General features: G+C 67.1%; 27 protein-coding genes. 19 read left to right on the top strand and 8 right to left on the bottom strand.

Annotated features, from left to right (window positions below; translation table 11 throughout):
• Positions 1-782 precede the first annotated feature (782 nt).
• Complete coding sequence (locus TVB01_RS10200; protein WP_422455784.1) at positions 783-1,340, bottom strand: hypothetical protein; 558 nt, start codon at positions 1,338-1,340, stop codon at positions 783-785.
• Between the two features lie 284 nt (positions 1,341-1,624).
• On the opposite strand from TVB01_RS10200, the gene paaA reads away from it, so the two are divergent.
• The 11 genes from paaA (at position 1,625) to TVB01_RS10145 (ending at position 10,093) form a co-directional block, all read left to right on the top strand.
• A complete protein-coding gene (paaA, locus tag TVB01_RS10195) occupies positions 1,625-2,620 on the top strand; it encodes a 1,2-phenylacetyl-CoA epoxidase subunit PaaA (RefSeq protein WP_422455783.1) in 996 nt (331 codons plus the stop codon).
• Between the two features lie 2 nt (positions 2,621-2,622).
• The gene (paaB, locus tag TVB01_RS10190) at positions 2,623-2,985 is read left to right on the top strand and encodes a 1,2-phenylacetyl-CoA epoxidase subunit PaaB (RefSeq protein ID WP_422455782.1); all 363 of its coding nucleotides are present in this window, start codon (positions 2,623-2,625) and stop codon (positions 2,983-2,985) included.
• Entirely contained in the window at positions 2,982-3,800 is an 819-nt protein-coding gene (gene paaC / locus TVB01_RS10185; protein ID WP_422455781.1) for a 1,2-phenylacetyl-CoA epoxidase subunit PaaC, read from the top strand. Before paaB ends, paaC begins: the two co-directional genes overlap by 4 nt.
• A gap of 5 nt (positions 3,801-3,805) precedes the next feature.
• Positions 3,806-4,348 (top strand): 1,2-phenylacetyl-CoA epoxidase subunit PaaD, encoded by a 543-nt coding sequence (paaD, locus tag TVB01_RS10180; protein WP_422455780.1) that lies wholly within the window; start codon positions 3,806-3,808, stop codon positions 4,346-4,348.
• A gap of 4 nt (positions 4,349-4,352) precedes the next feature.
• Complete coding sequence (gene paaE / locus TVB01_RS10175; RefSeq protein WP_422455779.1) at positions 4,353-5,513, top strand: 1,2-phenylacetyl-CoA epoxidase subunit PaaE; 1,161 nt, start codon at positions 4,353-4,355, stop codon at positions 5,511-5,513.
• Between the two features lie 44 nt (positions 5,514-5,557).
• Positions 5,558-6,325: an enoyl-CoA hydratase/isomerase family protein gene (locus tag TVB01_RS10170; protein ID WP_422455787.1), complete on the top strand. Its 768-nt coding sequence runs from the start codon at positions 5,558-5,560 to the stop codon at positions 6,323-6,325.
• Positions 6,326-6,422: 97 nt separating this feature from the next.
• Positions 6,423-7,025 (top strand): hypothetical protein, encoded by a 603-nt coding sequence (locus TVB01_RS10165; protein WP_422455778.1) that lies wholly within the window; start codon positions 6,423-6,425, stop codon positions 7,023-7,025.
• Between the two features lie 59 nt (positions 7,026-7,084).
• Positions 7,085-7,714 (top strand): copper resistance CopC family protein, encoded by a 630-nt coding sequence (locus TVB01_RS10160; RefSeq protein ID WP_422455777.1) that lies wholly within the window; start codon positions 7,085-7,087, stop codon positions 7,712-7,714.
• A 120-nt stretch (positions 7,715-7,834) separates the two neighbouring features.
• Entirely contained in the window at positions 7,835-8,461 is a 627-nt protein-coding gene (locus tag TVB01_RS10155; protein ID WP_422455776.1) for a copper chaperone PCu(A)C, read from the top strand.
• Positions 8,462-8,587: 126 nt separating this feature from the next.
• Complete coding sequence (locus TVB01_RS10150; protein WP_422455775.1) at positions 8,588-9,742, top strand: Dyp-type peroxidase; 1,155 nt, start codon at positions 8,588-8,590, stop codon at positions 9,740-9,742.
• Between the two features lie 87 nt (positions 9,743-9,829).
• Positions 9,830-10,093: a DUF6480 family protein gene (locus tag TVB01_RS10145; protein WP_422455774.1), complete on the top strand. Its 264-nt coding sequence runs from the start codon at positions 9,830-9,832 to the stop codon at positions 10,091-10,093.
• Between the two features lie 89 nt (positions 10,094-10,182).
• Here TVB01_RS10145 and TVB01_RS10140 read toward each other — a convergent pair whose 3' ends face one another.
• Positions 10,183-10,632, bottom strand: a complete 450-nt coding sequence (locus TVB01_RS10140; RefSeq protein WP_422455773.1) for an Lrp/AsnC family transcriptional regulator — start codon at positions 10,630-10,632, stop codon at positions 10,183-10,185.
• A gap of 220 nt (positions 10,633-10,852) precedes the next feature.
• Here TVB01_RS10140 and TVB01_RS10135 point away from each other — a divergent pair, with 220 nt between their 5' ends.
• The 5 genes from TVB01_RS10135 to TVB01_RS10115 are packed head-to-tail and all read left to right on the top strand — an operon-like array spanning position 10,853 to position 16,710.
• Positions 10,853-12,001 (top strand): thiamine pyrophosphate-dependent enzyme, encoded by a 1,149-nt coding sequence (locus TVB01_RS10135; protein ID WP_422455772.1) that lies wholly within the window; start codon positions 10,853-10,855, stop codon positions 11,999-12,001.
• A 15-nt stretch (positions 12,002-12,016) separates the two neighbouring features.
• Positions 12,017-13,102 carry an alpha-ketoacid dehydrogenase subunit beta gene (locus tag TVB01_RS10130; RefSeq protein ID WP_422455771.1) on the top strand — a complete coding sequence of 362 codons (1,086 nt, stop codon included), beginning with the start codon at positions 12,017-12,019 and terminating at the stop codon, positions 13,100-13,102.
• A 2-nt stretch (positions 13,103-13,104) separates the two neighbouring features.
• Positions 13,105-14,559, top strand: a complete 1,455-nt coding sequence (locus tag TVB01_RS10125) for a dihydrolipoamide acetyltransferase family protein (RefSeq protein WP_422455786.1) — start codon at positions 13,105-13,107, stop codon at positions 14,557-14,559.
• A gap of 52 nt (positions 14,560-14,611) precedes the next feature.
• Positions 14,612-15,463, top strand: coding sequence for an MBL fold metallo-hydrolase (locus tag TVB01_RS10120; RefSeq protein ID WP_422455770.1), 852 nt, complete (start codon positions 14,612-14,614; stop codon positions 15,461-15,463).
• Positions 15,442-16,710 carry an MFS transporter gene (locus tag TVB01_RS10115; RefSeq protein ID WP_422455769.1) on the top strand — a complete coding sequence of 423 codons (1,269 nt, stop codon included), beginning with the start codon at positions 15,442-15,444 and terminating at the stop codon, positions 16,708-16,710. The genes TVB01_RS10120 and TVB01_RS10115 overlap by 22 nt, the downstream gene beginning before the upstream one ends.
• Here the strand turns inward: TVB01_RS10115 and TVB01_RS10110 are convergent.
• Positions 16,685-17,584 carry a phosphatase PAP2 family protein gene (locus TVB01_RS10110; RefSeq protein ID WP_422455768.1) on the bottom strand — a complete coding sequence of 300 codons (900 nt, stop codon included), beginning with the start codon at positions 17,582-17,584 and terminating at the stop codon, positions 16,685-16,687. The genes TVB01_RS10115 and TVB01_RS10110 overlap by 26 nt on opposite strands.
• 75 nt (positions 17,585-17,659) lie before the next feature.
• Between TVB01_RS10110 and TVB01_RS10105 the strand changes: the two genes are divergently transcribed.
• The 3 genes from TVB01_RS10105 to menD all read left to right on the top strand — a co-directional run bounded on the left by TVB01_RS10105 (position 17,660) and on the right by menD (position 21,027).
• Positions 17,660-18,667: an o-succinylbenzoate synthase gene (locus TVB01_RS10105; protein WP_422455767.1), complete on the top strand. Its 1,008-nt coding sequence runs from the start codon at positions 17,660-17,662 to the stop codon at positions 18,665-18,667.
• A gap of 140 nt (positions 18,668-18,807) precedes the next feature.
• Positions 18,808-19,293, top strand: coding sequence for an ester cyclase (locus TVB01_RS10100; protein WP_422455766.1), 486 nt, complete (start codon positions 18,808-18,810; stop codon positions 19,291-19,293).
• Positions 19,294-19,302: 9 nt separating this feature from the next.
• The gene (gene menD, locus TVB01_RS10095; protein WP_422455765.1) at positions 19,303-21,027 is read left to right on the top strand and encodes a 2-succinyl-5-enolpyruvyl-6-hydroxy-3-cyclohexene-1-carboxylic-acid synthase; all 1,725 of its coding nucleotides are present in this window, start codon (positions 19,303-19,305) and stop codon (positions 21,025-21,027) included.
• 83 nt (positions 21,028-21,110) lie between these two features.
• Here menD and TVB01_RS10090 read toward each other — a convergent pair whose 3' ends face one another.
• The 5 genes from TVB01_RS10090 to TVB01_RS10070 form a co-directional block, all read right to left on the bottom strand.
• Positions 21,111-21,872 (bottom strand): amino acid ABC transporter ATP-binding protein, encoded by a 762-nt coding sequence (locus TVB01_RS10090; RefSeq protein WP_422455764.1) that lies wholly within the window; start codon positions 21,870-21,872, stop codon positions 21,111-21,113.
• A 6-nt stretch (positions 21,873-21,878) separates the two neighbouring features.
• Positions 21,879-22,664 carry an amino acid ABC transporter permease gene (locus TVB01_RS10085; protein ID WP_422399600.1) on the bottom strand — a complete coding sequence of 262 codons (786 nt, stop codon included), beginning with the start codon at positions 22,662-22,664 and terminating at the stop codon, positions 21,879-21,881.
• A gap of 80 nt (positions 22,665-22,744) precedes the next feature.
• Entirely contained in the window at positions 22,745-23,530 is a 786-nt protein-coding gene (locus tag TVB01_RS10080; protein ID WP_422455763.1) for a basic amino acid ABC transporter substrate-binding protein, read from the bottom strand.
• Between the two features lie 180 nt (positions 23,531-23,710).
• Positions 23,711-24,496, bottom strand: coding sequence for a basic amino acid ABC transporter substrate-binding protein (locus TVB01_RS10075; RefSeq protein ID WP_422455762.1), 786 nt, complete (start codon positions 24,494-24,496; stop codon positions 23,711-23,713).
• 100 nt (positions 24,497-24,596) lie between these two features.
• On the bottom strand, positions 24,597-25,916 hold the full coding sequence (locus TVB01_RS10070; protein ID WP_422455761.1) for an isochorismate synthase: 1,320 nt from the start codon (positions 25,914-25,916) through the stop codon (positions 24,597-24,599).
• Positions 25,917-26,037: the final 121 nt, after the last annotated feature.

Raw genomic sequence — 26,037 nt, 5'->3', positions numbered from 1 at the left:
GCTGGTGCCGGTGGCGGGGCAACCGGCGCGGCCGGCGCGAGCCGCACGGGCGAGGGCGGAGCGTGGTGTGGCGGGGGTGGGGCGTGGTCGGGGAACCTTGGCGTGGTGGATCTGCGTGCGTGAGCCGGGTCCGGCAGGGATCAGGTGGCCGGGCGGGTGGCGCTGGTGTGTTTGGTGGCGCGCCCGGACCCGGGGAAACCGGAGGTGTGCGCAACCGGCACAGGGCAGAGCCGGCAAGGTCTGCGGCAGGTTCCGGTGCAGGTGATCGGGGACCGCGACGGGCGGACGCCTGTCAGGTGCTGCCCGGTAAACCTTCCGCCCAAGCCTGGCACCGACGTTCCGTGCCGTTCATCCGTTGTCGCAATAACGCAGTTCTGGGCGACTGCTCTGCACCCTTTGTCGCAGTAACGTCTTTCTGCGAGCTTCAAAGGGACGTGATCGCGACAACAGATTTCTGGAACGTGGGCTAAAGAGCGTTACTGCGACAAGAGATGCTCCCCGCGAGCTGCAGTTTGTGCGTTTTGCTGCTTGGCGCAGCGCCGCTAAAGGCACAAGACGCAGCGAAATGCCCACAACGCAGCCGACGGCGTCCCTGAGTGCAGCAGTTTCCCCGAACGCGGCAAATGCGCGGACAGGACGCAGCGGAATCGGTGCGGGCACGGTACCGAACCGGTGCGTGCAAGGGGCGGAACGGGTGCGGACACAGCGTAGGAGGAACCAGTGCGGGCAGACCGCGGATGCGGACACAACGCAGCAAACCCCGCGCCTCCGCCCCAGGAGCGCTAGCGCCCCAGCATGATCCAGGCGCTGAACATTCCGGCGGCGGCGAAGAACACCCAGTTCGCCAGGACCAGCACCAGGGTTTGGGCAAAGGGTCGGGCTGGATTCTGCGGCAGCGTCACCGGATCTTCGGCGGCCGGACCGCGCCGGAACTGGGACCACAGGGACGTTGCCAGCAGCAGGGCGCCTCCGGCCAGGGCCACGGGAACGGCCGGAAGGCTCATCAGGACCGCGCCGCCGGCGGTCCAGAACAGGAGAAGGTGCAGGGCGCCGGCAGCTGCAGCGGCCGCAAACACCCTCCGCCAGCTGCCGCGGGTCGAAGCGGGCAGGTAGCGCGGCGACAGTCCCGCAGCAAGAAGCAGGGTGACGACGACGGCGAAACCGCTGACGGTGATCCCCACGACTCCGGCGGTGGACGAGACGGCTGCGGCTACCGCACAGAATCCCAGAAGGCCAAGCAGGACGGGCACCAGTAACTGGGAAACCAGGGCTGCGGCCGAAAACTCCTCGCGGATGTCTTCGCGGAGCCCCGTCCGCTCCGGTGAGCCGTTGTCGGCCATGCATGCCCCTTCCTGCTGGATCCCATTCCAAAGGTAACCCGTCCTGCCCCCGCTTCCGGACTGCCCGATTCCTGCACGGTCCGCGTGGAGGATGATCCGCCGAGCCGCCCGGACAAGGATCCACCAGCAGCAGCCGAAAACCCTCAGCCCGGCGCAACAGAGCAAATCCGTCTTGACGTGCCACCGCTCACACGCATATTCTGAACGAACGGTCGGTAATTATTGGCCGGACGACTTCCGCGGAGCGGACCGCGGTCACGTGGACAAACAGTGAGGTGACATATATGGCTACGCAGATGGACGCCCAGCGCGACCTGTACGCCGTCCCGGCCAACGGCGACGATGACGCGGCAGGACAGGCAGCCTTTGACGCAATCATCGCCCAGGACTCGAGGATTGAACCCCGGGACTGGATGCCGGAAGGCTACCGCAAGACCCTGGTCCGCCAGGTCTCCCAGCATGCGCACTCCGAGATCATCGGGATGCAGCCGGAAGCCAACTGGATCACCCGGGCTCCTTCGCTGAAGCGCAAAGCCATCCTGATGGCCAAGGTCCAGGATGAAGCAGGCCACGGACTGTACCTCTACTCCGCAGCCGAGACCCTCGGCACCCCGCGGGACAAGATGACCGAGGACCTGATCGCCGGCAAGGCCCGCTACTCCTCGATCTTCAACTACCCCACCCGCACCTGGGCCGACATGGGTGCCATCGGCTGGCTGGTCGACGGCGCAGCCATTGCCAACCAAGTTCCGCTCTGCCGCGCCTCCTACGGACCGTACGGCCGTGCCATGGTGCGCATCTGCAAGGAAGAGTCTTTCCACCAGCGGCAGGGTTTCGAAATCCTGCTGGAGCTTGCCAACGGCACCGAAGCGCAGAAGCAGATGGCCCAGGACTCCATCAACCGCTGGTACGCTCCGGCGCTGATGATGTTCGGCCCGCCGGATGACGATTCCCCCAACTCGCGCCAGTCCATGGCGTGGAACATCAAGCGCTTCTCCAACGATGAACTTCGCCAGCGCTTCGTCGGCATGATCTACGAGCAGGTCAAGGTCCTTGGCCTGACCCTCCCCGATGACCAGATCCGGTTCAACGAAGAAACCGGTAAATGGGAGCACGGACCGCTGGACTGGAACGAGTTCAAGGAAGTCCTCGCAGGACGCGGTCCCTGCAACGCCCAGCGGCTGGCCCGCCGCCGCGAGGCACACGAAGACGGCGCCTGGGTGCGCGAAGCAGCAGCCGCCTATGCGGCAAAACAGGCACGAAAGACAGAGGTGGCATAAGCATGGTTTCCGGTTCGACAACGGGCGACGACGGCACCAAGACGGCGGCAACGGCAGGTTCCGTTGCTCCCGACACAGGCGTCAACGCGGCCTGGCCGCTGTGGGAAGTATTTGTCCGCTCCTCCCGCGGCCTCTCCCACGTCCACGCAGGTTCGCTGCATGCTCCCGACGCCGACATGGCAGTCCGCAACGCGCGTGACCTTTACACCCGGCGCAACGAAGGTGTTTCGCTCTGGGTGGTTCCGGCTGAGGCGATCATTTCCAGCGACCCCGACGCCAAGGGCCAGTTCTTCGAGTCCCCGCAGGGCAAGGATTACCGGCACGCAACGTACTACCGCAAGTCTGAAGGGGTGAAGCACCTGTGAACGCGGACAGCGCCACCCGGATTACCCCCGGGAACGCCCTCCGTCCGGAGGACATTGCAGCCTCTGAGGTCAAGGCTTCGGAAGCAGTTGCTGAATACGCCCTGCGCCTGGGTGATGATTCCCTGATCCTGGCCCAGCGCCTGGGCTGGTGGATATCCCGGGCTCCGGAACTGGAAGAGGACATTGCCCTCTCCAACATTGCCCTGGACCTGATTGGCCATGCCCGTTCCTTCCTGACCTACGCCGGAACGGCGTGGGGCAAGACCGAGGATGACCTCGCCTACTGGCGCGGCGAAGAAGAATACCGCTCGGCGCATGTGTTCGAGCAGGAGAACGGCGACTTCGCCCGGACCATCGCCCGGCAGCTCGTGGTCTCCTTCTTCCAGTACGAGCTCTACACCGCGATGCTCTCCTCCAAGGACGAGACCCTGGCCGCCATCGCCGCCAAGGCAGTGAAGGAAGTCGACTACCACCGCGACCACAGCGCGCAGTGGGTCCTCCGCCTCGGCCTTGGCACCGAAGAGTCCCGCACCCGGATGATCCGGGCACTGGAACTGGTCTGGCCCTACGTTGCCGAACTGTTCGAGGATGACGACCTGGTCCGTTCCCTTGAGGGGATCGCCGTCCTGCCCTCGACGCTGCGCGCAGCGTTCGATGAGAAGGTCGGCGCCGTCCTGGCGGAAGCCGAGCTTGAGGTTCCCGTGGTGCAGCCTGCGCCCGGCGGCGGCCGCCGCGGTGCCCACAGCGAGTACCTGGGGTACATCCTGGCGGAAATGCAGGTCCTGGCCCGCCAGCACCCCGGCGCGACCTGGTAACAGCAATGAACGAGACACAGGCAGTACCCGCGGACCCGGCGGCAAGCACGGAACTGCGCCCGCAGGACCCGGCAGCAGCCGCGGCCTGGGACATTGCCGCCACAGTCTGCGATCCGGAGATCCCGGTCCTCACCATTGAGGACCTTGGGGTGCTGCGCGCCGTCGAGGTGCAGCCGGGGAACGCGGTGCGGGTGGCCATCACCCCCACCTACTCCGGCTGCCCCGCGATGGACGCCATCCGCGACGACGTAACCGCTGCCCTCCGCGCCTCGGGCTACGACCAGGTCCAGGTGGACCTGGTCCTGGCCCCGGCGTGGACCACGGACTGGATGAGCGAGGCCGGAAAGACCAAGCTCAACCAGTACGGAATCGCGCCGCCCACCGGGCGTGCCGCCGCCGGTCCCATCCGGCTGGGCATGAGCGTCAAATGCCCGCAGTGCTCCTCCCTGAATACGCGTGAAATGACACGCTTTGGCTCCACTTCCTGCAAGGCGCTGTACGTCTGCCGCGACTGCCAGGAACCCTTCGACTACTTCAAGGTGCTCTAAAACCATGACAACCTCCACCACCGAGGCCGGCGCAGCCCCGGCTTCGCGCCGCACCGCCTTCCACCCGCTGACGGTCAGTGCTGTCCGCCGGCTCACCGAAGACGCCATCGAGGTCACTTTTGCTGTTCCCGAGGACCTGGCCGGGTCCTTTGATTACCTGCCGGGCCAGTACGTTGCGCTCCGCACCACGCTGGACGGTGCGGAGATCCGCCGCAGCTACTCCATCTGCGCCGAGCCGAAGCCGGGCGAGATCCGCGTTGCCATCAAGCGCGACCTCGGCGGCAAGTTCTCCACCTGGGCCAATGAGAACCTCAAGGCAGGGGACGTCCTGGACGTGATGAGCCCCACCGGCGGCTTCATCTCCAAGCACCCCATGACCGCGCTGAACCACCCCGAAGACATCGACGTCACGGATGAGAACGTGTTCGTCGCCGTTGCCGCCGGTTCAGGTATCACCCCGGTGATCTCGATCGCCCGCACCGTGCTGGCTGCCTCGGAGAATGTCCGGTTTGACCTGGTCTACGCCAACAAGGCTGCCATGGACGTGATGTTCCTGGAGGAACTTGCGGACCTGAAGGACAAATACCCGGCACGGTTCGCCCTGCACCACGTGCTGTCCCGCGAACAGCGCATCTCTCCGCTGCTTTCCGGCCGGATCGACGGCGAGAAGCTCTCCTCGCTGATCGAATCCGTCCTGCCCACCCGCGACGTCGACGAATGGTTCCTCTGCGGACCGTTCGAGCTCGTGCAGCTGTGCCGGGACACCCTGGCCGAGCGCGGCGTCGACTCGGAGAAGGTCCGCTTCGAACTGTTCACCACCGGCCAGCCGGGCAAGCCCGAGGGCCAGATCGGCCGGCCGGTCGAGGTGGATCCCTCCGCGGACAACTACGAGATCAGCTTCCGGCTGGACGGTCTGCAGGGCAAGGTTGCCAGCCCGACCCATGCGCGTGAATCGATCCTCAATGCGGCGCTCCGCGTCCGTCCCGACGTCCCGTTCGCCTGCGCCGGCGGCGTCTGCGGCACCTGCCGGGCCAAGGTCGTGTCCGGCACAGTAGAGATGGAAGAGAACTACGCGCTGGAACCGGATGAAATCGAAAAGGGTTACATCCTGACCTGCCAGAGCCGTCCCACCAGCCCCGAAGTCACCGTCGACTACGACGCCTAGGAGTCCAAGAACCCATGAGCGAGAGCCCCGCACCCACCGAGTCCATGGTCCAGCTGAACATCGCCGACGGCGTGGCCGAGATTGTCCTCAACGCGCCGAAGAAACTGAACTCACTGGACGAGGCGGCGCTGGCAGATCTGTCCAAGGCGTACGACGACGCCGAGGCTGCCGGGGTGCGGGCGCTGCTGCTGCGCGGGGAAGGCCGGGCGTTCTGCGCCGGACGCGACATCTCCGGCGTCGTTCCGGCCGATGACGATGCCTACGCCTACCTTGGCGACCTCGTGACTCCGCTGCTGAGGAAGATGGCGTCCTTCCCGGCACCCACCTTCGCCGCGGCGCAGGGCGCGTGCCTCGGCGTCGGGCTGGGCCTGCTCGTCGCAACGGACGTGGTGTACGTGGCGGACAACGCCAAGATCGGTTCCCCGTTCGCCAACCTGGGGGCAACCCTGGACTCGGGCGGACACTGGCTGTTCACCGAACGCCTCGGGGCGCACCGCACGCTGGACCTGATTTACACAGCCGACCTGATGAGCGGATCCGAAGCCGTGGCCGCCGGGCTGTTCAGCCGGGTCTTCCCGGCCGATGAGCTCCTGGAGGCCACCCGGGCCACAGTCGCCCGCGTGGCCACCGGCGCTACCGGAGCCTTCCGTGCCTCAAAGGAACTCGTGGCCCAGATCCGCGACTCCCGGCTGGGGCTGTGGGATTCCATCGAGGACGAGAACAAGGCACAGGGCATGCTCTGCGGCACTGACGACTACGCCGAAGGCTTCGCTGCCTTCAACGAAAAGCGCAAGCCCAGCTTCAAGGGCTGAGCGGGGAGGGCGGTTATTCGACACCGCCGGTAAACTCCGGGACAATGGCAGGGCCGGTTGAGGACTGCTTCCCGGCATTCGTGCCCGAGGAGGAGACATGACAGCGCGTGCCGCACGCTTGGTGCGCGGCTGGGCCGGCGCCTGCGCCGCCACAGCCGTTGCGGCAGCGTCCCACGTGCTGGGCGGAGGCGCGGCGCCTGCGCCCGCGCTGGTCCTTTTCTCCCTCGCTGTCTCGGCAATGGTGAGCTGCCTGCTTGCCGGCCGCAACCTTTCCCTGGGCAGGCTGTCCGCCGCCGTTGCCTTCAGCCAGGGCTTGTTCCATCTGCTCTTCAGCTTCGGTTCCGCGCCTGCGGCCATCGGCGCCCAGGCCGGGCACGCCGGCCATGGAATGGCCGTGCCCGCCGGTACGGCTTTTCCTGCCGCGGCGGCCGTCGACGCCGCGGCAGGCATGTGGATCAGCCACGCCCTCGCCGCAGCAGCGACCATCTGGATCCTGGCGTTCGGCGAGCAAACAGCCCGCAGGCTCCTGGAATCCCTCGGCATGCGTCCCGGTGCACTGCTTCCGCTGTTCCAGCCGCCCCACTTTCCTCCCGCCCCGGCCGCAGTGCTGGCCCTTCATCCCCAAGGGCTGCGCAGCCTCGGCATTCCGCTCCTGACGCTTCGCCACCGCGGCCCTCCTGCAGCATTCGTGTCCCGCTAGGCGCATCCGCGCACCCGCACGAATGAATCCCAGTTCCGCCCACGGAACGGAAAGCAGCTATGGCTACCTCTCTCTACCGGCACGCCCACACCCGATTCCTGCTCTTCGCGGCAGTCCTTCTCGGTGTCTTCGCAGCGGCCCTCGCGGCCGCACCTTCGGCGTCGGCTCACGATGAGCTTGTCTCCTCCACTCCCGCCGACGGCAGTGTCCTCGAAGCAGCGCCCTCGGACATCTCCCTGGTCTTCAGCTCTGAACTGATGGACCTCGGCAACCAGGTCATCGTCGTCGACGCCGCGGGAGCCACCGTTGCAGAAGGTGAACCTGTCCTGAACCGGGAAACCCTGGTCCAGACGCTGCCGGCCCTGGAAAACGGGGACTACCGGGTCAGCTGGCGGGCCGTTTCCGGCGACGGACACCCGATCACCGGCACGTTCGGCTTCACGGTTGCGTCCCCCGGGGCGGAACCGGCTGAAACACCGGCCACGTCCCAGGCAGCCAGCCCCGCTGCCAGCGCACCGGCCGTGGCCAGTGCCTCTGCGGAGCCGTCGGACGCCGCCGCTGAGGACGCTTCCTCGGTGGGGCCGCACGTTCCGTGGGCACTCGCCGGCGCAGCCGTAGGAGCCGGCGCTGCCCTCGCTGCCTGGGCGATCGTTGTTCAGGTGCGCAAGCGCCGCGGCAATCACAGCTAGCAGCCACCAGCCAGGCCGCACCTACCGCGGCAGAGGCTCCTTCGGGCTTCCCGAAAACAGCCTCCCACCCACTTTTTCGTGCCCGCACAGCGTGCCGGGCACACCAATGGAGTACCCACAATGAAGAAGAAACTTACCCTTGCCGCAGCTGTCCTCGCGCTCTCCGCAGCAGGACTGGCGGGCTGCGCCGAAGCCGGCAGCCCCGCTGCCGAACCAACCCAGACAGCCTCCGAGCAGGCGGCATCACTGGCCGTCAGCGGCGCGTGGGCCAAGGCAGCCGAGGCCGACGGCATGACCGGAGCCTTCGGCACGCTGGAGAACACCGGAGTTGAGGACGTCACTGTTGTTGCCGCGAGCTCACCGTCTGCCGGCATGGTTGAACTGCACGAGATGGCCATGGGGGCCGATGGTGCCATGACCATGCAGGAAATCGAAGGCGGATTTACCGTTCCCGCAGGCGGTGAATATGTGCTCGAGCCCGGCGGCAGCCACCTGATGCTGATGCAGCTGGAGGCCGGACTGCTGGCTGGCGACACAGTGGAGATCACGCTGGAACTGGCTGACGGCAGCACCGTGGACGTCCAGGCCACCGCCAAGGACTTCGCCGGCGCCAACGAAACCTACGCGCCCGAGACGGGCCACGGAGAGACTGGCCACGGGGAGACCGGCCACACGGATGACGGGCACACCCACGGCGCCGGGGAGACCCACGGCAGTGGGGAGACCCACGGCGCCGCGGACCACTGATGAGTCCCGAAGAAGCGCAGGGGGTTGGCCGCCGGCGCCCCCCCGTCGGGGGGGCGGGGGGGGGGGGGGGGGGGGGGGGCCCCCGGGGGGGGGGGAGCGGCGGCGGGCCTGGGGGCGGTTGCCGCAGTGGGTGCGCAGTTTGCCGGAGGCCGGAGGAACAGTCCGGAGCTGGCGCGCACCGCCCTGGATACGTCCGGTGCCAACGGGGCCGAGACGCTCCCGTTCTACGGCAGGCACCAGGCCGGTGTCGCGACGGCGCCGCAGGCACATGCAGCATTCGTCGCGTTGGACCTGCGCGGGGGTGTTGGACGGGAGCGCATCCGGTCCTGGCTGCGCCTGCTCAGCGACGACGCCGCCGCCCTCACCCAGGGGCGGGCAGCGCTGGCGGACACGGAACCGGAACTGGCCGGCAATCCTGCCCGCCTCACCGTGACCTTCGGGTTCGGTCCCGGACTCGTTGCTGCCATAGCCCCGCACCTGACGCCGCCGTGGCTGGGGCCCCTGCCCGCGTTCAGCATCGACGCACTGCAGGACCGCTGGAGCGGAGGAGACCTGCTGCTCCAGATCGGGTCAGATGATCCGCTCACCCTTGCCCACGCCCAGCGGATGCTGCTCAAGGACAGCCGTGCGTTCGCCGTCGTGCGCTGGATCCAGACCGGGTTCCGGCACGCCTACGGGAGCGAAGCGGCGGGAACCACCATGCGCAACCTCTTTGGGCAGGTGGACGGGTCGGCGAATCCCCGGCCCGGCACGCCTGAGTTCGACCGTGTGGTCTGGGGTGACACGCAGATCCCCGCGTGGCTGGAGGACGGAACATCCATGGTGGTCCGCCGGATCGCCATGAACCTGGACACCTGGGATGAACTCGACCGTCGCGGCCGGGAGGAGGCTGTGGGCCGGAGACTGGACAACGGTGCGCCGCTGACCGGGACCGCCGAGCATGACGAACCGGATTTCGACGCCGTGACCCCGCTCGGGTTCCGTGTCATTCCGGAGTATTCGCACATGCGCCGTGCCCGGCCGGAAGACCCGCGGCAGCGCATCTACCGCCGGGGTTACAACTACGACGCCGTTTCCGAGCCCGGCGGGACCATGTCCGAAGCGGGCCAGATTTTCGTCGCGTTCCAGGCTGACGTGACGGCGCAGTTCGTGCCCATCCAGGAGCGGCTGGACAAGCTGGACCTGCTCAACGAATGGACGAAGCCGATTGGTTCAGCGGTTTTTGCTGTTCCTCCGGGTGCCCGGGAGGGCGGTTTCGTGGGAGAGCAGCTTTTCGGCTAATTGCCGATTGGCCGCGGCCCCGCTAGTTTGGATTCATCAGCATGCTGATCAATACCACCCCTGGCGGGGCCACACCGAAAGGCAGAGATGACGCAGAGCTACGATCCGAACAACGATCCAGCCAACCCGGACAAGCCCAAGGATGCCGACGCCGCGGCTGCGCAGAAAGGCCCGGGCACGGGTGAAGGCACCGGAAACCATGCCGGAAGCGGCGAAAAAGGCAGCCGGGCCAACCCCGATCCTGTGCAGGACAACATCACGGGGCTGGAACCCGGCGGGGGAGTCCCGCCGGGAGAAACCCCTCCGGCAGAAAACCAGATGAGCATGGACCAGGGGCACGACGAAAACTGAGTCCCACCTCACCGAGAGGCCAGTTACGGCTCGTTTCGCACGCGGGACGAGCCGTAACTGGCCTCTCGCGGGTGTCGGGAGAGGGGTGGTCAGCGGACGTCAAGGTCCTCGAAGACCAGGAACGTCTGAGTGTCCAGCACCCCGGGCATGGACTGCAGCTGGTCGAAGATCACCTGGCGCAGGTGGAGGTTGTCCTCGGCCCGGACCAGCAGGATCACGTCGAAGGAGCCGCCCACCAAGGCGATGTGGTGGATCTCGGGAATCTTCCGCAGCTGTTCCTTGAGCTCCCGCCAGGAGTGCTGCCGGACTTTCAGGGTCACGTAGGCGCTGGACCGCAGCCCTGCCTTGGCCGGATCCACAAGGGCTGTGAAGCGGGTGAGGACTCCTGAGCTGGTCAGTTTCGAAATCCGCGAGTAGGCGTGGGCCCGGGAAATATGCACGGCTTCGGCAACGGCACTGACGGAGGCCCGTCCATCGCGGGTCAGCTCGCCCAGGATCCGCTTGTCGATGTCGTCCAGGCCCGTTTGCGTCTCCGCCATAGTGTCTACGTCCTTCAAGGTAATCCAGCTCACATTTGCAACTCGTCCATCACAATACGGTCAGCCGTGCAAAAAATCTAGGATTTCGAGCAGTAGTGGATGCGATTGGTGCGGTTCTCCATACTGGGCTTACAGAAATTCCATCGTGCGGGTGGAACCGGAGGTCCTCGAAAAGGCACACGGGGCCGTCCGCATCCGCCGCTTGCTGACGGAGGCACCCATGACTATTCCCACCGGCAACACCCGCGCCGGGTCCCCCCAGGGGCTGCGTCCGGAGGATAACGAGGACCGCACCGCCACCATGCTTCCCTCGCCGGAGCCCGTTCAGCTCATTGATGCAGACGGCGTCCACCGGCCCTCCGGGAAATACACCCTGCCCGACGGCGGTGCGCTCCGCGCGGCCTATGCGGGACTGGTCTCCGGCCGACGCATCAACGACCAGGCCAACGCCCTGGTGCGCCAGGGGCGGCTTGCCGTCTACCCCTCCTCCCACGGGCAGGAAGCCTGCCAGGTCGCCGCGGCCGCAGTGCTCTCCGACGGCGACTGGCTCTTTCCGACCTACCGCGACACCGTCGCCGTGATCCACCGCGGCGTGGATCCGCTCCAAGTGCTGACCCTGCTCAAGGGTGACTGGCATGCCGGCTACAACCCCTACGAGCACCAGGTCGCCCCGCAGGCGACTCCGCTGGCCACCCAGCTGCTGCACGCCGTCGGCGTGGCCCACGCTGCGAAGCTGCGCGGCGAGAACACCGTGGTGCTGGCCATGTGCGGTGACGGCGCCACCAGCGAAGGCGATTTCCACGAGGCATTGAACTTCGCCGCAGTGTTCCACGTTCCCGTGGTCTTCTTCGTCCAGAACAACGAATACGCGATCTCGGTGCCGCTGAAGAACCAGAGCGTGGCACCGTCCCTGGCGCACAAGGCCATCGGCTACGGCATGCCGGGCGAGCGGGTGGACGGCAACGACGCCGCCGCGCTCCTGGCCGTCCTGGGCACCGCCGTCGAACGTGCCCGCGAAGGCGGCGGGCCGGCACTGGTGGAAGCGCACACCTACCGGATGCAGGCGCACACCAACGCGGACGACGCGACCCGGTACCGCAACGAGGCGGACGTCGAGAAGTGGGTGCCGCGGGATCCGCTGAAGCGGCTGCGCACTTACCTCCGCGGACTGGGCGTGCTCGATGACGCGGGCGAGGAAGCCATGGCTGCCGAGGCTGAGACGACTGCCTCCCTCATCCGGGACGGACTGAACACCGACACCGTGCCTGAACCCATGGACCTCTTCAACTACGTCTATGAACGGCGCACCCCGCAGCTGGCCGAGCAGGCCGCCATGCTGCAGGACGAAATTGCACGGACCCAGGGCTAAGGAGCGCTGCGCACAATGACAGTTATGGAACAGGCGCCTGCCTCCGAAGACACCCGAGTCAGCCTGACCTTCGCGAAGGCGCTGAACACAGCGCTGGCCGATGAGCTCGACGCCGATCCCTCCGTCGTCGTCTTCGGCGAGGACGTGGGACCGCTCGGCGGAGTCTTCCGCATCACGGACGGACTGACTGCACGCTTCGGCGAGGACCGCTGCTTTGACACCCCGCTGGCCGAGTCCGGCATCATGGGCATGGCCGTGGGCATGGCCATGAACGGCATGCGCCCGGTGGTGGAGATGCAGTTCGATGCCTTCGCCTACCCGGCCTTTGAACAAGTCGTCAGCCATGTGGCCAAGATGTCCAACCGCACCCGCGGCAAGGTCAAGCTGCCGCTGGTTATCCGCATCCCCTACGCCGGCGGAATCGGCGGCGTGGAACATCACTGCGATTCCTCCGAGTCCTACTACGCGCACACTCCCGGCCTGACCGTGCTGGCGCCGGCCACTGTCGCCGACGCCTACACCCTGCTGCGTGAAGCCATCCGCTTCCCGGACCCCGTGGTCTTCCTGGAACCCAAGAAGCTCTACTGGACCAAGGAAGAGGTGGACCTGGCAGCGCTGCGTGCCGCCTCCGACCAGACCCGGAACGCCGGCGGGACAACAAACGACGACGCCCCTGCCCGCCCTGCCGCCGGCATCGGATCAGCCGCCGTGGCGCGGTTGGGTTCCGACGCCACGCTGATCGCTTACGGACCCTCGGTTCCCACCGCCCTTGCCGCGGCGGAGGCAGCCGCCGCTGAGGGACGCAGCCTGGAAGTCATCGACGTGCGGAGCATCGTTCCGTTCGACGACGAAACCATCTGTGCGTCCGTCCGCAAGACCGGCCGCGCGGTCGTCATTTCCGAGGCACCGGGATTCGCCTCCGTGGCCTCCGAAATCACCGCCCGCATCCAGGAACGCTGCTTCCACTCGCTCGCTGCTCCGGTTCTGCGGGTCACCGGGTTCGACATCCCGTATCCGGCACCGAAACTGGAACACTTCTTCCTCCCCGGCGTGGACCGCATCCTTGACACCGTTGACGAACTCCAGTGGGAGGAACAGTGAGCGTGCGTACCTTCCTGCTCCCGGACCTGGGCGAAGGCCTGACCGACGCAGAACTGGTGAACTGGCTCGTCGCCGAGGGCGACTCGATCACGGTCGACCAGCCAGTCGCCGAGGTGGAAACAGCCAAGTCACTGGTTGAGGTTCCCTCGCCGTACGCCGGAATCGTGGAAACCCTCCACGGTGCTGCCGGGGAAAGCATCGACGTCGGCAAACCGCTGATTTCAGTGCGGACGACGGCGGTGGCCGGCGTTCCCGAGCCGGCTCCCGCCGCTGATGCCAAAGCAGCGGCTCCTTCGCCGGCTGATGCCGCCGGTGAAGCCTACCGGCAGGAAGAGCGAGCCGGGTCGGGCAACGTCCTGATCGGCTACGGAACTCCCGGAGGACACGGCGTCAACCGCCGGACCCGCCCGCCGCGCCGGACTGCGGCCACCGCGGCGCCGGTTGTGTCCGCGGCGCCGGCTGCCCCGGCTGCCCCGGCTGTTTCCGCTGCTCCGGCCGGCGAACTGTCCCGGACAGCGACAGCCACCCTCGAAGCTCCCCGCTGCATCTCCCCGCTGGTGCGCAAGCTTGCCCGAGATGCGGGCCTGCTGCTGCGCGACCTGGACGGGTCCGGCCCTGATGGACTGGTACTGCGCCGCGACGTCGAGCGCGCCATCGCGGGAACGGCTGAAATGCTCCCGTCGGACACCGCAGCCCGGACAGCTCCGGCAGGTTCCACCTCCGCGGAGGGAACCGACCCCCGTTCCGGCCTTGCCGTCACGGGACGGACCCCGGTGCGGGGACTGCGCCGCACTGTCGCAGCGAACCTCAGCGCCAGCCGGTCCGAGATCCCCGAGGCCACGGTCTGGGTGGACGTCGACGCAACCGCCCTGCTTGACTTGCGCGCCGATCTCAAACGCCGGGATCCGGAGAACACACCCGGGCTGATGGCGTTCCTGGCCCGCTTCGTCCTGGCCGGGCTGCGCCGCTTCCCGGAGCTGAACACGCGCTACGTTCCGAATCCGGACGGCGATGCCGAGCTGGTCTCGTTCGACGGCGTCAACCTGGGCTTTGCCGCGCAGACCGACCGCGGGCTCATGGTCCCGTCGATCCGGCACGCGGAGAAGCTCAGCGCCCGGGAACTCGACGCTGAGATCCGGCGCCTCACGGCCTCGGCGCGCTCGGGGGCCGCGACTCCCGCCGAACTGACCTCCGGGACGTTCACCCTGAACAACTACGGAGTCTTCGGCGTGGACGGCAGTGCCGCCATCATCAACTATCCCGAATCGGCCATCCTCGGAATCGGCCGCATCATCGACAAGCCCTGGGTAGTGGACGGCGAGCTGGCCGTGCGCAAACTGACCGAGCTGACGCTGGTCTTCGACCACCGCGTCTGCGACGGCGGAACGGCCGGCGGCTTCCTTCGTTACGTCGCAGACGCCATAGAGAACCCCGGAAGCGTCCTGGCCGACCTGTGACCTGCCGTTCCACGGTAAGTTGGGTAGCGGACAGACCCGAAGGACGGACGCGATGATGCAGACAAGCCCGCAGACACCCGGCGACTGGCTCGAGGTTGCTCCGCGCACATATGTGCGGACCAATCCCGGCTGGGACATGAACACCGGACTGGTTCTTGGGGACGAACGTGCCCTGCTGGTGGATACGGGTGCCGGTCCGCGCCAGGCCGAGGCTATCCTCGGGGCGGTCCGGCAGCTGACGGACCTGCCTGTCGCCGCGGTCAACACCCATGCGCACTACGACCATTACTTCGGCAACGCCTACCTGCTGGCCAACGGCGTCGAGGAGATCTGGGCTACCAGCGGCTGTGCGAAGGCCATAGCCGCCGAGGGAGAGAAGCAGCGGACCTCGGTTGCGGCGCAGGAACCCGAGATGGCAGCCGGCTCCGGCGCGAACACCGCGATTGCCGTCCCGAACCGGTTGGTGGACGGCGCTCCGGTGGACCTGGATCTCGGCGGCATCTCCGTGACGCTGTTCCACCTTGGCCGGGGCCACACCGACCATGACCTGCTGGTGGGAACGCCGGACGTGGTCTTTGCCGGTGACCTGGTGGAGCAGGGCGCTGATCCGGACTTCGGGGATTCCTACCCCAAGGACTGGATCCGCACGCTCGGGAAAGTCGCGGCGCTTGAGGATCTTTACTCCACTGTCATTCCGGGGCACGGCAAACCCGTCACCATGGACTTCGTGACCACCCAGATGAACAAGATGCGCACCGCGGTCGCAGTCACCCGGAGCGCCATGGACCAGGCCTCCGTCGACATGACCAAGGCGATCCCCATCCTGCCGTACGGGCCCGAACAGTCCCGGGCGCTGCTGACCCGGCTGCGGACCCTGGCCCGGTGGAAGTGGCTGAAGCAATAGAGAACTTCAGCCTCCGCGGCATCGCCGTCCCGGCCTTCGGACCGACAGTGCTTTACGGTACGGCCATTGGGGCGATCCTTCCGGTGATCGCACTGACCGCACGGGATTTGGGCGCCACAGTGGCGCTGGCCGCGCTCATCATTACCCTGACCGGCATCGGTTCCCTGCTCACCAATGTGCCCGCCACGCTGATCACTACCCGCTTCGGTGAAAAGTGGGCACTGGTAGCCGCCGCCGGGTGGTGTGCCCTGGCCATGGTCCTCGCCGCCACGGTTCAGGTGCTGTGGGTCTTTGCGCTGGCAGTTTTCATGGTCGGCATGGCAGGTGCCGTGTTTGGCCTCGCACGGCAGACCTACGTCACGGAAGCAGTGCCGCTGCATTTCCGGGCGCGCGCGCTTTCGACGCTGGGCGGTTCAAACCGGATTGGCGTGTTCATTGGACCGTTCGCCGCCGCGGCAGCGATGCACTTCGCGGGAACCCCGGGTGCGTACTGGGTCGGTGCTGCCGCCGCACTGGGTGCCGGGCTGCTCAGCCTGACGGTCCCGGAACTGACGGTTCATCCCCGGCGGCCAGGCCGGCGCAGCCGCGAACAGCCCCAGGAGGAGGTGGTCGCAGAGGCTCCGACCATCGGCCAGATCCTCTCCGGCCATTCCCGGACCTTCCGCACGGTGGGGATCGGCGTCCTGCTCATCGCCGCGGTCCGGTCCACGCGCCAGGCGGTCATCCCGCTCTGGGCGCAGCACCTGGGCATTGACCCCGCACAGACAGCGATTATCTACGGAATCTCCGCGGGCGTTGACATGCTCATCTTCTATCCGGCGGGCCGGGTCATGGACCTGCGCGGACGCCGTGCCGTAGCGGTTCCCTGCATGCTCTTCATGGCCGCCGGACTCGCCTTGCTGCCGCTGGCCTCGAATCCGCTGGAACTGCTGCTGGCTGCCCTGCTGATCGGATTCGGCAACGGCATCGGCTCGGGAATCGTCATGACCCTGGGCGCAGATTTCTCGCCGTCACCGGGACGCCCGCAGTTCCTTGGTCTCTGGCGTCTGCTCTCCGACATTGGCATCCTCAGCGGGCCGGGAATACTCTCCGGCGTTACCGCCCTTTTCTCGCTCGCGGCAGGCATCGGAGCAACGGCGGTGCTCGGCCTGGCCGGAGCCGCGGTGCTGTGGCGCTACGTTCCCAAAGGCCGACCCTCTGCGGGGGCCGGGGGAGCAGCAGCTAGCGGTCGCCCGCCTGCTGGCTGAACAGCCAGGAACCCAGCGCCGCGAGGACATAACCTGTTCCGACGACCAGCGCCAGGCCGCCTGCGAAGTACAGCGGCTTGTCATCGAGCAGGGCAATTCCGCTGCCCCAGCGGGCGTAGGCGTACAGCGCCAGCGACACTGCGAGGGCCAGGCCACCGACAGCGGCGCTGAGCCCGGTCCAGAAGGTCATTCCGCCGGAACGGCCGCCCGCGGGCCAGGTGTTCCACTCAGGGTTTGTCCGCATCATGGCCAGCCCGCCCACCAGGGTGCAGGTGGAGACGACCAGGAAGGCGGCGACGACGTCGGCGGGGCGGTGCCACAGGTTGAAGAACGTGGCCGCGCCGGCGAGGACCGCGTAGGTGCCGCCCAGTGCGGCAACAGCGGGGCGCCAGCGCGGTGCCGAAACCAGGAACACCGCAGCCATGGCGGACGCGGCCATGGTGGTGTGCCCGGACGGCAGCGAATTGAAGTCCAGGGTGATCACGCCGCGGTACGGCCGGTCCAGCAGCAGGTTCTTCAGCACCTGGGTAGCCAGGTTCGCACCGGCCATCGTGGCGATGGCGATAACCGCCACAGAGAACCGCCGCCGGAAGATGCTCACGGCGGCAATGACGATCAGTGCGATAAACGCCGAAAGCAGCGGCAGGAAGTCCAGGATCTCCAAAGCCGGGTACCGGGTGCTCGGAGCCACTGCTTCCGCCTCGCGCCAGGCGGACTCATCGGCCAGCTGGCCGGTGGTGGTGCGGACGAAACCGAGGTACGTCACGGCGGTGCCGGCGGCGGCCAGCAGCGCGGCGAAAAGGAAAAGGGCGGGGTTGTGCCCTGCCCGGCGCTTGGCCGGCGCCCGTCGGTTCAGGAGATTGCGCGTATCCATTCCCTCCAGCCTGCCACAGGTGCTTGGCGGTTTGCTGGGAGCAGCCGCTGAACCGGCGCGGGTAGGCTGGGAAGCGTGCAGCCGAATCCGTTTCCGAGCCTCGACGCCCTGCGCGGCGGGGCACACGTTGTGTCCCTCCCGATGCGGGTCAAGTTCCGCGGGATCCTGCACCGTGAGGCCTTGCTGCTGGAGGGGCCTGCCGGATGGGGCGAGTTCTCGCCGTTCCCGGAGTACGACGACGCCGAGGCAGCTCCCTGGCTTGCCTGCGCCCTTGAGTCTGCCTGGCAGGGCTTCCCCGAACCGGTCCGAGGCAGCGTCCCGGTCAATGCCACGGTCCCTGCGGTGGCGCCGGAGAAGGTGGAAGCAATCCTCGCCCGCTTCGGTACCGTCCCCGCCGTCAAGGTGAAGGTCGCCGAGCGCGGACAGGCCCTGGCCGATGACCTGGCCCGGGTGGCCGAAGTGCGGCGCCTGCTGCCGGAGGCCGGCATCAAGGTGGACGCCAACGGCGGCTGGAGCGTGGACGAGGCCGTCCACGCCCTGACCCTGCTCGCGGACTACGTGCTGGACTATGCCGAACAGCCGGCAGCTGACATCCCCGGCCTGCGGGCGGTCCGGCTGGAACTGGCTCGCCGGGAGGTCCCGGTGCCCGTCGCGGCGGACGAATCGGTACGGAAGGAATCCGATCCGCTGCTGGTGGCCCGCGAGGAAGCGGCCGATCTCCTGGTGATCAAGGCCGCACCGCTTGGCGGGGTGCGCAGGGCACTGGACGTGGTCGCAGAAGCCGGTCTTCCCGCCGTCGTCAGCTCCGCCCTGGATACCTCCGTGGGAATCAGGGCCGGCGTCGCGCTGGCGGCTGCCCTGCCCGAACTTCCCTACGCGTGCGGCCTGGGAACGCTGTCGCTGATGGAAGGCGACGTCTCGGAACACCCGCTGGTACCCGACGGCGGTGTGCTGGCCGTGCGCGATCCGGGAGTTTCCGAGATCCTGGTGGCACGCCATGCGGCGTCTGCAGCCCGCACGGAGTGGTGGATGGAACGGCTGGAGCGGGTGTACGCGCGGCTGAGCCGGGCACCGGAGCGGTAATCCGGGCGCGGCCTTCCCCGGCACCGCCGGGAAGCCTATCGTTCAGGTATCCAATGCCTCAACCGTCAGGTTCCTGCGCCGGCTGAGACACTTTTGCGGTGCGGCCGGGGGCAGCACCCCGGGTGATGAGGACGCAGACCATGGACGAAATTGAACTGCCGGAAAGCGTGGGCGTGCTGCGGCGGATACTTTTTGAAGGCTTTTCCCTCGGCAACACCGACATTGTGGACGACCTGTGCTCTCCTGACCTCATCGAGCACCAGTTCGGACTCGACGGGCGGGGAACGGCAGCACTTGAACGGGTCCGTGAAGCCATTCGCCAGGTTCATGAGGCCATGCCCGACCTCACCTATGACCTGGAGGACTGGGCCACCCGCGGCTCTACCGGGTGGGCACGGTTCTACGGCCGGGGGACCAATACCGGCCCGTTCTTCGGCCCGCCCAGCGGCAAACACGTGGAGCTGACCGTCATTGATGTGGCTACGGTCGTTGACGGAAAGATCACCGAGCACTGGGGTGTACCCGACCGCTTCTCGCTCCTGCAGCAAACCGGCGTGCTTCGGAGGTTGCGCCCTGCCGGGGTCCCGGGGGAGGGTACGGCTGGGCACACGGACTCCAAACCCTAGGATGGAGGGGTGACCGGATCCTCGAAGTCCTCCAGCCAGTCCTCATCCGCCGGCTCCCCACAGGCCGGAGCAGGCGCCGGCCTCAGCTCCCTCCAGGCCGCCCGCTCGGCCGTCGCGGCCCTGGCGCGGGCAGGCGTGCGGGACGTTGTCCTTGCCCCGGGCTCGCGCAGCGCACCCCTGGCCTATGCACTGGCCGAGGCACAGGTGCAGGGACTGGTGCAGGTCCATATCCGCATTGACGAGCGGGTTGCCGGGTTCACGGCCCTGGGACTGGCAAGGGGCGGAAAACGCCCGGCAGCCGTGGCGACGACGTCGGGCACCGCCGTGGGTGAGCTGCTCCCCGCCGTCATGGAGGCGCACCACGCCGGCATCGCGCTGGTCGTGCTGTCCGCTGACCGTCCCGCTGAACTCCATGGCACCGGAGCCAACCAGACCACAGCCCAGGACGCCATTTTCGGGAAGTTCCCCGCCGCCGAAGCGAATGTGGGTGCGGGGGAGGACCCGGCCGGTGCGATCACTGCCGCTTTCGACCGCGTCGGCGGCAGCGTTCCGGCCGGACCGGTACACATCAACCTGCAGTTCCGTGATCCCTTGGTTCCCACTGAGGCAGACGCCCTGGGACTGGCGCCGACCAGCACAGCCGCTCCGGTGCTGCCTGCCGCTGCCGAGCACACGCCCGGGGTGCTGGCAGACCTCGGCGGAACGCACCGCACCGTTGTGGTGGCCGGTGACGGGGCAGGGGAAATTGCGGCGATGTTTGCCCAGCGGGCGGGGCTGCCGCTGTTCGCTGAGCCTTCCTCCAACGCTCGTTTCGGTCCGAACTCCGTCACTGCCTACCGGCTGCTGCTTGAGGAGCTCGGCGGGCAGATTGAACGGGTGGTGGTCTTTGGCCGGCCAACGCTGTCCAGGCCCATCACGGCCCTGCTGGCCCGGCCCGAGGTTCGGAAAGCGCTGTACGTGCCGCGACCGGTCAACTGGTTCATCCCCGGCAGGCGGCCGGAGACCCTGATCTCCGACCTCCCCGCACTGCTGCACTTCGCCGGAACAGGCTCACCCGGATGGCTTGAGGCGTGGCAGCTGGCCTCCGCCGCCGCCGAGGCCGCCCTCGAGGACCTGCTCGCCTCAGAAGCTGAACTGAGCGGACTCCATGTCGCCGGTCTGGTGTGGAACCACTCTGACGGAAACCTCGTGCTGGGATCGTCCAACACCATCCGGGACGTGGACCTGGTGGCCTCCGGCGCCTGGCATCCGCTCGACGTCTATGCGAACCGCGGCCTGGCCGGCATCGACGGGACAATCGCCACGGCCTCCGGAATCGCGCTGGCCCACGGGATCCCCACCCGGCTTCTGCTGGGAGACCTCACCTTCCTGCACGACGCCGGCGCACTGCTGCTCCCCAACGGCGAGACCGAGCCGGACCTGCAGCTGGTGATCCTGAACGACGCCGGCGGCGGCATCTTCACCACGCTGGAGCACGGCGAACTGGGGGAGAGCGAGGAGTACCGCGGCGTCGTCGAACGTTTCTTCGGCACGCCTCACCAGGCCAACATCCCCGCCCTGTGCGCCGGCTACGGCGTTCGCCACCAGCTGGCCCGGACGACGGCGGAACTCACCGCGGCGCTGCAGGCTCCGGTACATGGCCGGTCGGTGATCGAAGTCCCGGGGCTGGGCGCGGGGCTGCGGGGGCGGCACCGCAGGGTTAAGGGAGCCGTCAGCCAGGTCCTCAGCTCCTAGCTCCCCACCGAGATAACAGAAACTGCCCGTATCAGCCGTGATACGGGCAGTTTCTGTTATCTCGATGAGGGGTGCTGGGGGTGCTAGAGAACCTTCGAGAGGAAGGACCGGGTCCGTTCGTGCTGCGGGTTGCCCAGCACGGCCGCCGGTGCGCCCTGTTCGACGACGACGCCGCCGTCCATGAACACCACACGGTCGCCGACCTCGCGGGCGAAGCCCATCTCGTGGGTCACCACCATCATGGTCATGCCTTCCTGGGCCAGCTGGCGCATAACCTCCAGGACGTCACCGACCAGTTCAGGGTCAAGGGCGGAAGTCGGCTCGTCGAAGAGCATCATGTCCGGGTCCATCGACAGGGCGCGGGCAATCGCCACACGCTGCTGCTGGCCGCCGGAGAGCTGGGACGGGAACGCCTTGGCGCGGTCGGCCAGGCCAACCTTGGCCAGGTTATTCATGGCGGTTTCCTCAGCCTCGGCCTTGCCGCGCTTCTTGGCCCGGCGCTGGGCCAGGGTCAGGTTCTGCAGCACGTTCAGGTGCGGGAAGAGGTTGAACTGCTGGAAGACCATGCCGATCCGGGTGCGGACGGCGTCCAGGTCCGTCTCCGGATCCGTGATGTCGGTGCCTTCCACCAGGATGGTGCCGGACGTCGGTTCCTCGAGCCGGTTCACGCAGCGCAGCAGGGTGGACTTGCCGGAACCGGACGGACCGATCACGCAGACGACTTCACCCTGGTTGACGTGGAAGTCGATTCCCTTGAGAACCTCATTGTCGCCGAAGGACTTGTGCAGGTTCTTTACTTCGATGGCCGGGACGTTGCCGGCCCGGTTCTGTGCCGCTGTGCTCACGCTGGGTTACCGGCCTCTCTGGTTGTGGCGTTCGAGTTTCGCGACCAGCTGCGTCAGCGGCAGGGTGATGATCAGGTACATGACCGCGGCCAGCACCAGCGGGGTGGCGTTGGCGGACTGCGAGACGGAGTCCCGTGCGAAGGTGGTCAGTTCCCTGTCCTGCAGGGCCATGCCGGCGATGAACAGCAGCGACGTGTCCTTGATCAGGATCACCAGCTCGTTGGTCAGCGGCGGGGTGATGATGCGGAAGGCCTGGGGAAGAGTCACGGAGATCATGGTCCAGGCCGGGCCCATGCCGAGCGAGCGCGCTGCTTCAGTCTGCCCGGCCGGAACCGCCTGGATGCCGGCACGGATGGTTTCTGCAATGTAGGCGCCGGAAACCATGATGAGGGCGATGAGGCCGGCTCCGGCGCTGCCGCCCGGCGGACGCCAGTTGAACGCAATCGGCACGGCGAAGGCAATCGCGAAGATGACCAGCAGGGCCGGAAGTCCGCGGAAGATTTCGATGTAGATCGTCGCAGCCCAGCGGTAGGGACCCACCGGCGAGAGCTTCATCAGCGCCAGGATCAGGCCCAGGATCAGGCCGCCGATGAACGCGATGATGGTGTAGACGACGGTATTCTTCACGGCCACCGTGATGATGTCCGGGAACGCCCTGCGGGCCACTTCGGGGTCGAAGAAATTGACCCCGATTGCCTTCCAGTCCGCGAGCAGGACTACGGCGAGGACAGCCAGGACGAAGACGGCATACAGGATGCCCCGGGTGAGGCGTCTGCGGGTGGACGGTTTCAAGGGGGAGCCTTCCGCGGAAAGTTTAGGGCGCCGTCCCGGGCGGGGTCTTCCACCCGGGACGGCAGTCGGTCAGTCGGATGCTATTCGGTGAAGTACTTGTCGTAGATCTCCTGGTACTTGCCGTTGTCACGCAGCTCTGCCAGCTGTTCGTTGACGGCGGAGACCAGTTCTTCATTGGCGTCCTTGGCCATGGCAAAGCCGTAGGACTCGTCGGTCTCGAACTTCTGCGCGATGGTGAACGCGCCTTCCTGGGTGTGGCCCAGGTTGACCGGGAGATCCTGGAGGACAGCGTCGACCCGTCCGGCCTGCAGGGCCGGGAACAATTCGGCGTCGGACGGGAAGGAACTGATCTCGGCCCCGGGAGCGTTGTCCCGTGCGTAGGCTTCACCGGTGGTGCCCTGCTGGACACCCAGGTTCTTGCCGGCGAGGTCTTCGATGGCGGTGATGTCCGAGCCCTCGGGCACCAGGATGGACTGCAGCGAGTCGTAATACGGTTCGGAGAACGTGAGGTTCTGCTTCCGCTCATCGGTGATGGTCATCGCGCTGGCTACCAGGTCGCACTGGCCGGCGGCCAGGGAGGTGCCGCTCTGCAGGCCGTCGAAGCCCACGTCCTGGACGGAGAGCTCCAGGTCCATGCCGGTGGCGATTTCCTTGACCAGGTCCATGTCGAAGCCGGTGTATTCGCCGTCATCGCCTACGAACTCAAACGGAGCGTAAGGAACATCGGAGCACACGGTCAGCGTGCCCTCGGAAACCAGGTTCATCCCCGAGTCTGAGGCGGAGTCGCTTCCGCCGCCGCAGGCGGACAGCGCCAGTGCGGACAGCGCCGCAGCGGCCAGGACGGAGGATCGTGCTTTGTACGGCATGGATTGGTACCTTCTCTTGGGGCTGGGCAGGGCCGCTGGGACCCCGAACGTTGATGGCAAGCAGTCTCGATTGTACGCATCCCATTCGGGCCCGGTGCCGCCGGTCACAGCCTGCCCTGCACAGCAGACGGCGCGGACCCTGGAGGACCAAGGCCTGCGCCGTCGTTCAGCTGCGGGTGCTTATTCGGTGAAGTACTTGTCGTAGAGCTCCTGGTACTTGCCGTTGGAGCGCAGCTCAGCGAGCTCAGCGTTCACTGCGGCAACCAGGTCAGCGCTGCCGTCTTTCTTCATGGCGAAGCCGTAGACTTCATCCGTTTCGTAGGTCGCGGAGATGGTGAAGGCGCCGCCGTCGGTGTGGTCCAGGTTCACCGGCAGGTCCTGGAGAACGGCGTCAATGGCACCGGCCTGCAGTGCCGGGAAGAGCTCGGCGTCGGTCTGGAAGGAGACAACTTCGGCGTCGCCGGCGTTCTCACGGGCATAGGCCTCGCCGGTGGTGCCCTGCTGCACGCCGACCTTCTTGCCGGCCAGGTCCTCGAGGGACTCCACAGAGGAGTCAGCCGGAACCAGCAGGGACTGCAGGGAGTCGTAGTACGGCTCGGAGAACGCCATCTTGTCTTCACGCTCGGGAGTGACTGACATGGCAGCAGCGATCACGTCGCACTGGCCGGCGGCCAGCACGGTACCGCTCTGCAGACCGTCAAAGCTCACGTTCTGCACTTGCCATTCCAGGTCCATGCCCGTGGCGATCTCCCGGGTCAGGTCCATGTCGAACCCGGTGTACTCACCGTTGTCATTGACGTACTCGAACGGCTGGAACGGAACGTTGGAGCAGACAGTCAGCGTGCCGTCCTTGACCAGTCCCAGGCCGGAATCCTCAGCAGAGCCGGACCCCGAGCCGCAGGCAGCGAGGCTGAGGGCACCGACGGCCAGAACAGCGGCGACGGCGTTGCGTGCTTTGTGGTGCATGGGTTTAGAACCTTAGGTCGGAACGGAGCGTTCGGCTCCGGTTGGGGACAGGAAAAAGGCGGCCAAAGGCCGCTCTCCGGGAATAAATTGTACGCGCCGCTCAGGAAGGCTGGCCGGAGAGCACCCGCGCCCGGTCCAGTCCCAGGGCTTCGAGCATCGGACGGAACTTGGACCAGGTTTCCTCCAGCTCGGCGGCCGGATTGGACCCGGACACGATTCCGCAGCCTGCAAACAGGCGGACGGCTTGGGGTTCTTCGATGAGCGCGCCGCGAAGTGCGATGCCCCATTCCCCGTTGCCGGCGGCGTCGAACCAGCCCACGGGGCCGGCGTACGGGCCGCGGTCCATGTGTTCAAGTTCACTGATCAGTTCGCCGGCAACGCTGGTCGGATAGCCGCAGACGGCGGCGGTAGGGTGGAGCGCCTCGACGAGGTCCAGGGATGTGGGGACGGCACCGTCCCGGGGCTGCAGGTCGGCCGTGACATCCGAAGCCAGGTGCCACACGTTGGGCAGTTCCAGCACGAAGGGCTCGCTGTGCGAGGTCATGGAGGATGTGAAAGGCTCCAGCTGGCGGGTTACGGAATCAATGGCGATCGCGTGTTCGTGCTGCTGTTTCTCCGAGCCGGCCAGGACCCGCTTGGCGTAGCCGGGATCATCCAGCGGGGCGGTGGCACGGTCCAGTGTCCCGGCCAGCACCCGTGCCCTGGCCTTGCCGTCCTCTACCTTGATCAGCATTTCCGGCGTGGACCCGATCAGCCCGTCCACTGAATAGGTCCAGCAGCTCGCGTACCGCAGCGCCAGTTCCCGCAGGACCTGCGCCGTGGCTATGGGCGAAGACAATCTGGCCACGATGTCGCGGGCCAGGACAATCTTGCTGAGTTCCCCGGCTGCGATATGGGCCACGGAGCGGGCGACGGCGTTCTTCCATTCCGACTCGGAGAGCATTCCGGGCAGTATGGTGTCGCTGCCCAGGGACAGCGAGTCCGCGGAGATTTCCTCCAGGTAGCCGGCCAGGGCCGCTGCCACCGACTCCCGGTCGAGGACCGCGTCCGGATCGAGTGTGGTGAGGGTGGCCCACGCGGTTCCGTTGCGGGAACCCACAACGATCTCCGGCACCACGACGCGGGAGAGGAAGGGGGAGCGCTTGGAGAAGGCAAAGGACCCGAAGGCGGCCAGGCCGGTTCCCGGAACCTGGACCTCGTCCTGGACGTCGGCGGCCGCGCTGACCGTGTTCCACCAGGAACGGGCGGAAGCGAAGCGCTCCGGTCCGGTCGAGGTGTGCCGGAGGGTTTCCCCGAAACCGACGAGGCCTTCGCCGTGACGGACCCAGCACAGCTGGTCGTCGCGGACCAGGTACTCCAGGAGTCCAATCGCGGCTGAGGGCACGCCCAGGGGAACAGTAAGGGAACGCAGGGTGGTCATAGTATCTCCGACTGTACTCCGCATGCCTGATCGCCCCCTATTCATGCCGTCGGGACAGGGCGGGGAAACACACGGGTTTGTGACCAAAGGCAAACGGGTAGTTTCCGGTTCGGCTGGCCGA

The organism is Arthrobacter sp. 7Tela_A1 (assembly GCF_049311065.1).
In the GTDB taxonomy this organism is placed as follows: Bacteria; Actinomycetota; Actinomycetes; order Actinomycetales; family Micrococcaceae; genus Arthrobacter_B.
Note: the sequence above shows the minus strand (reverse complement) of the source record. Positions and strands in the feature narration are given on the sequence as shown.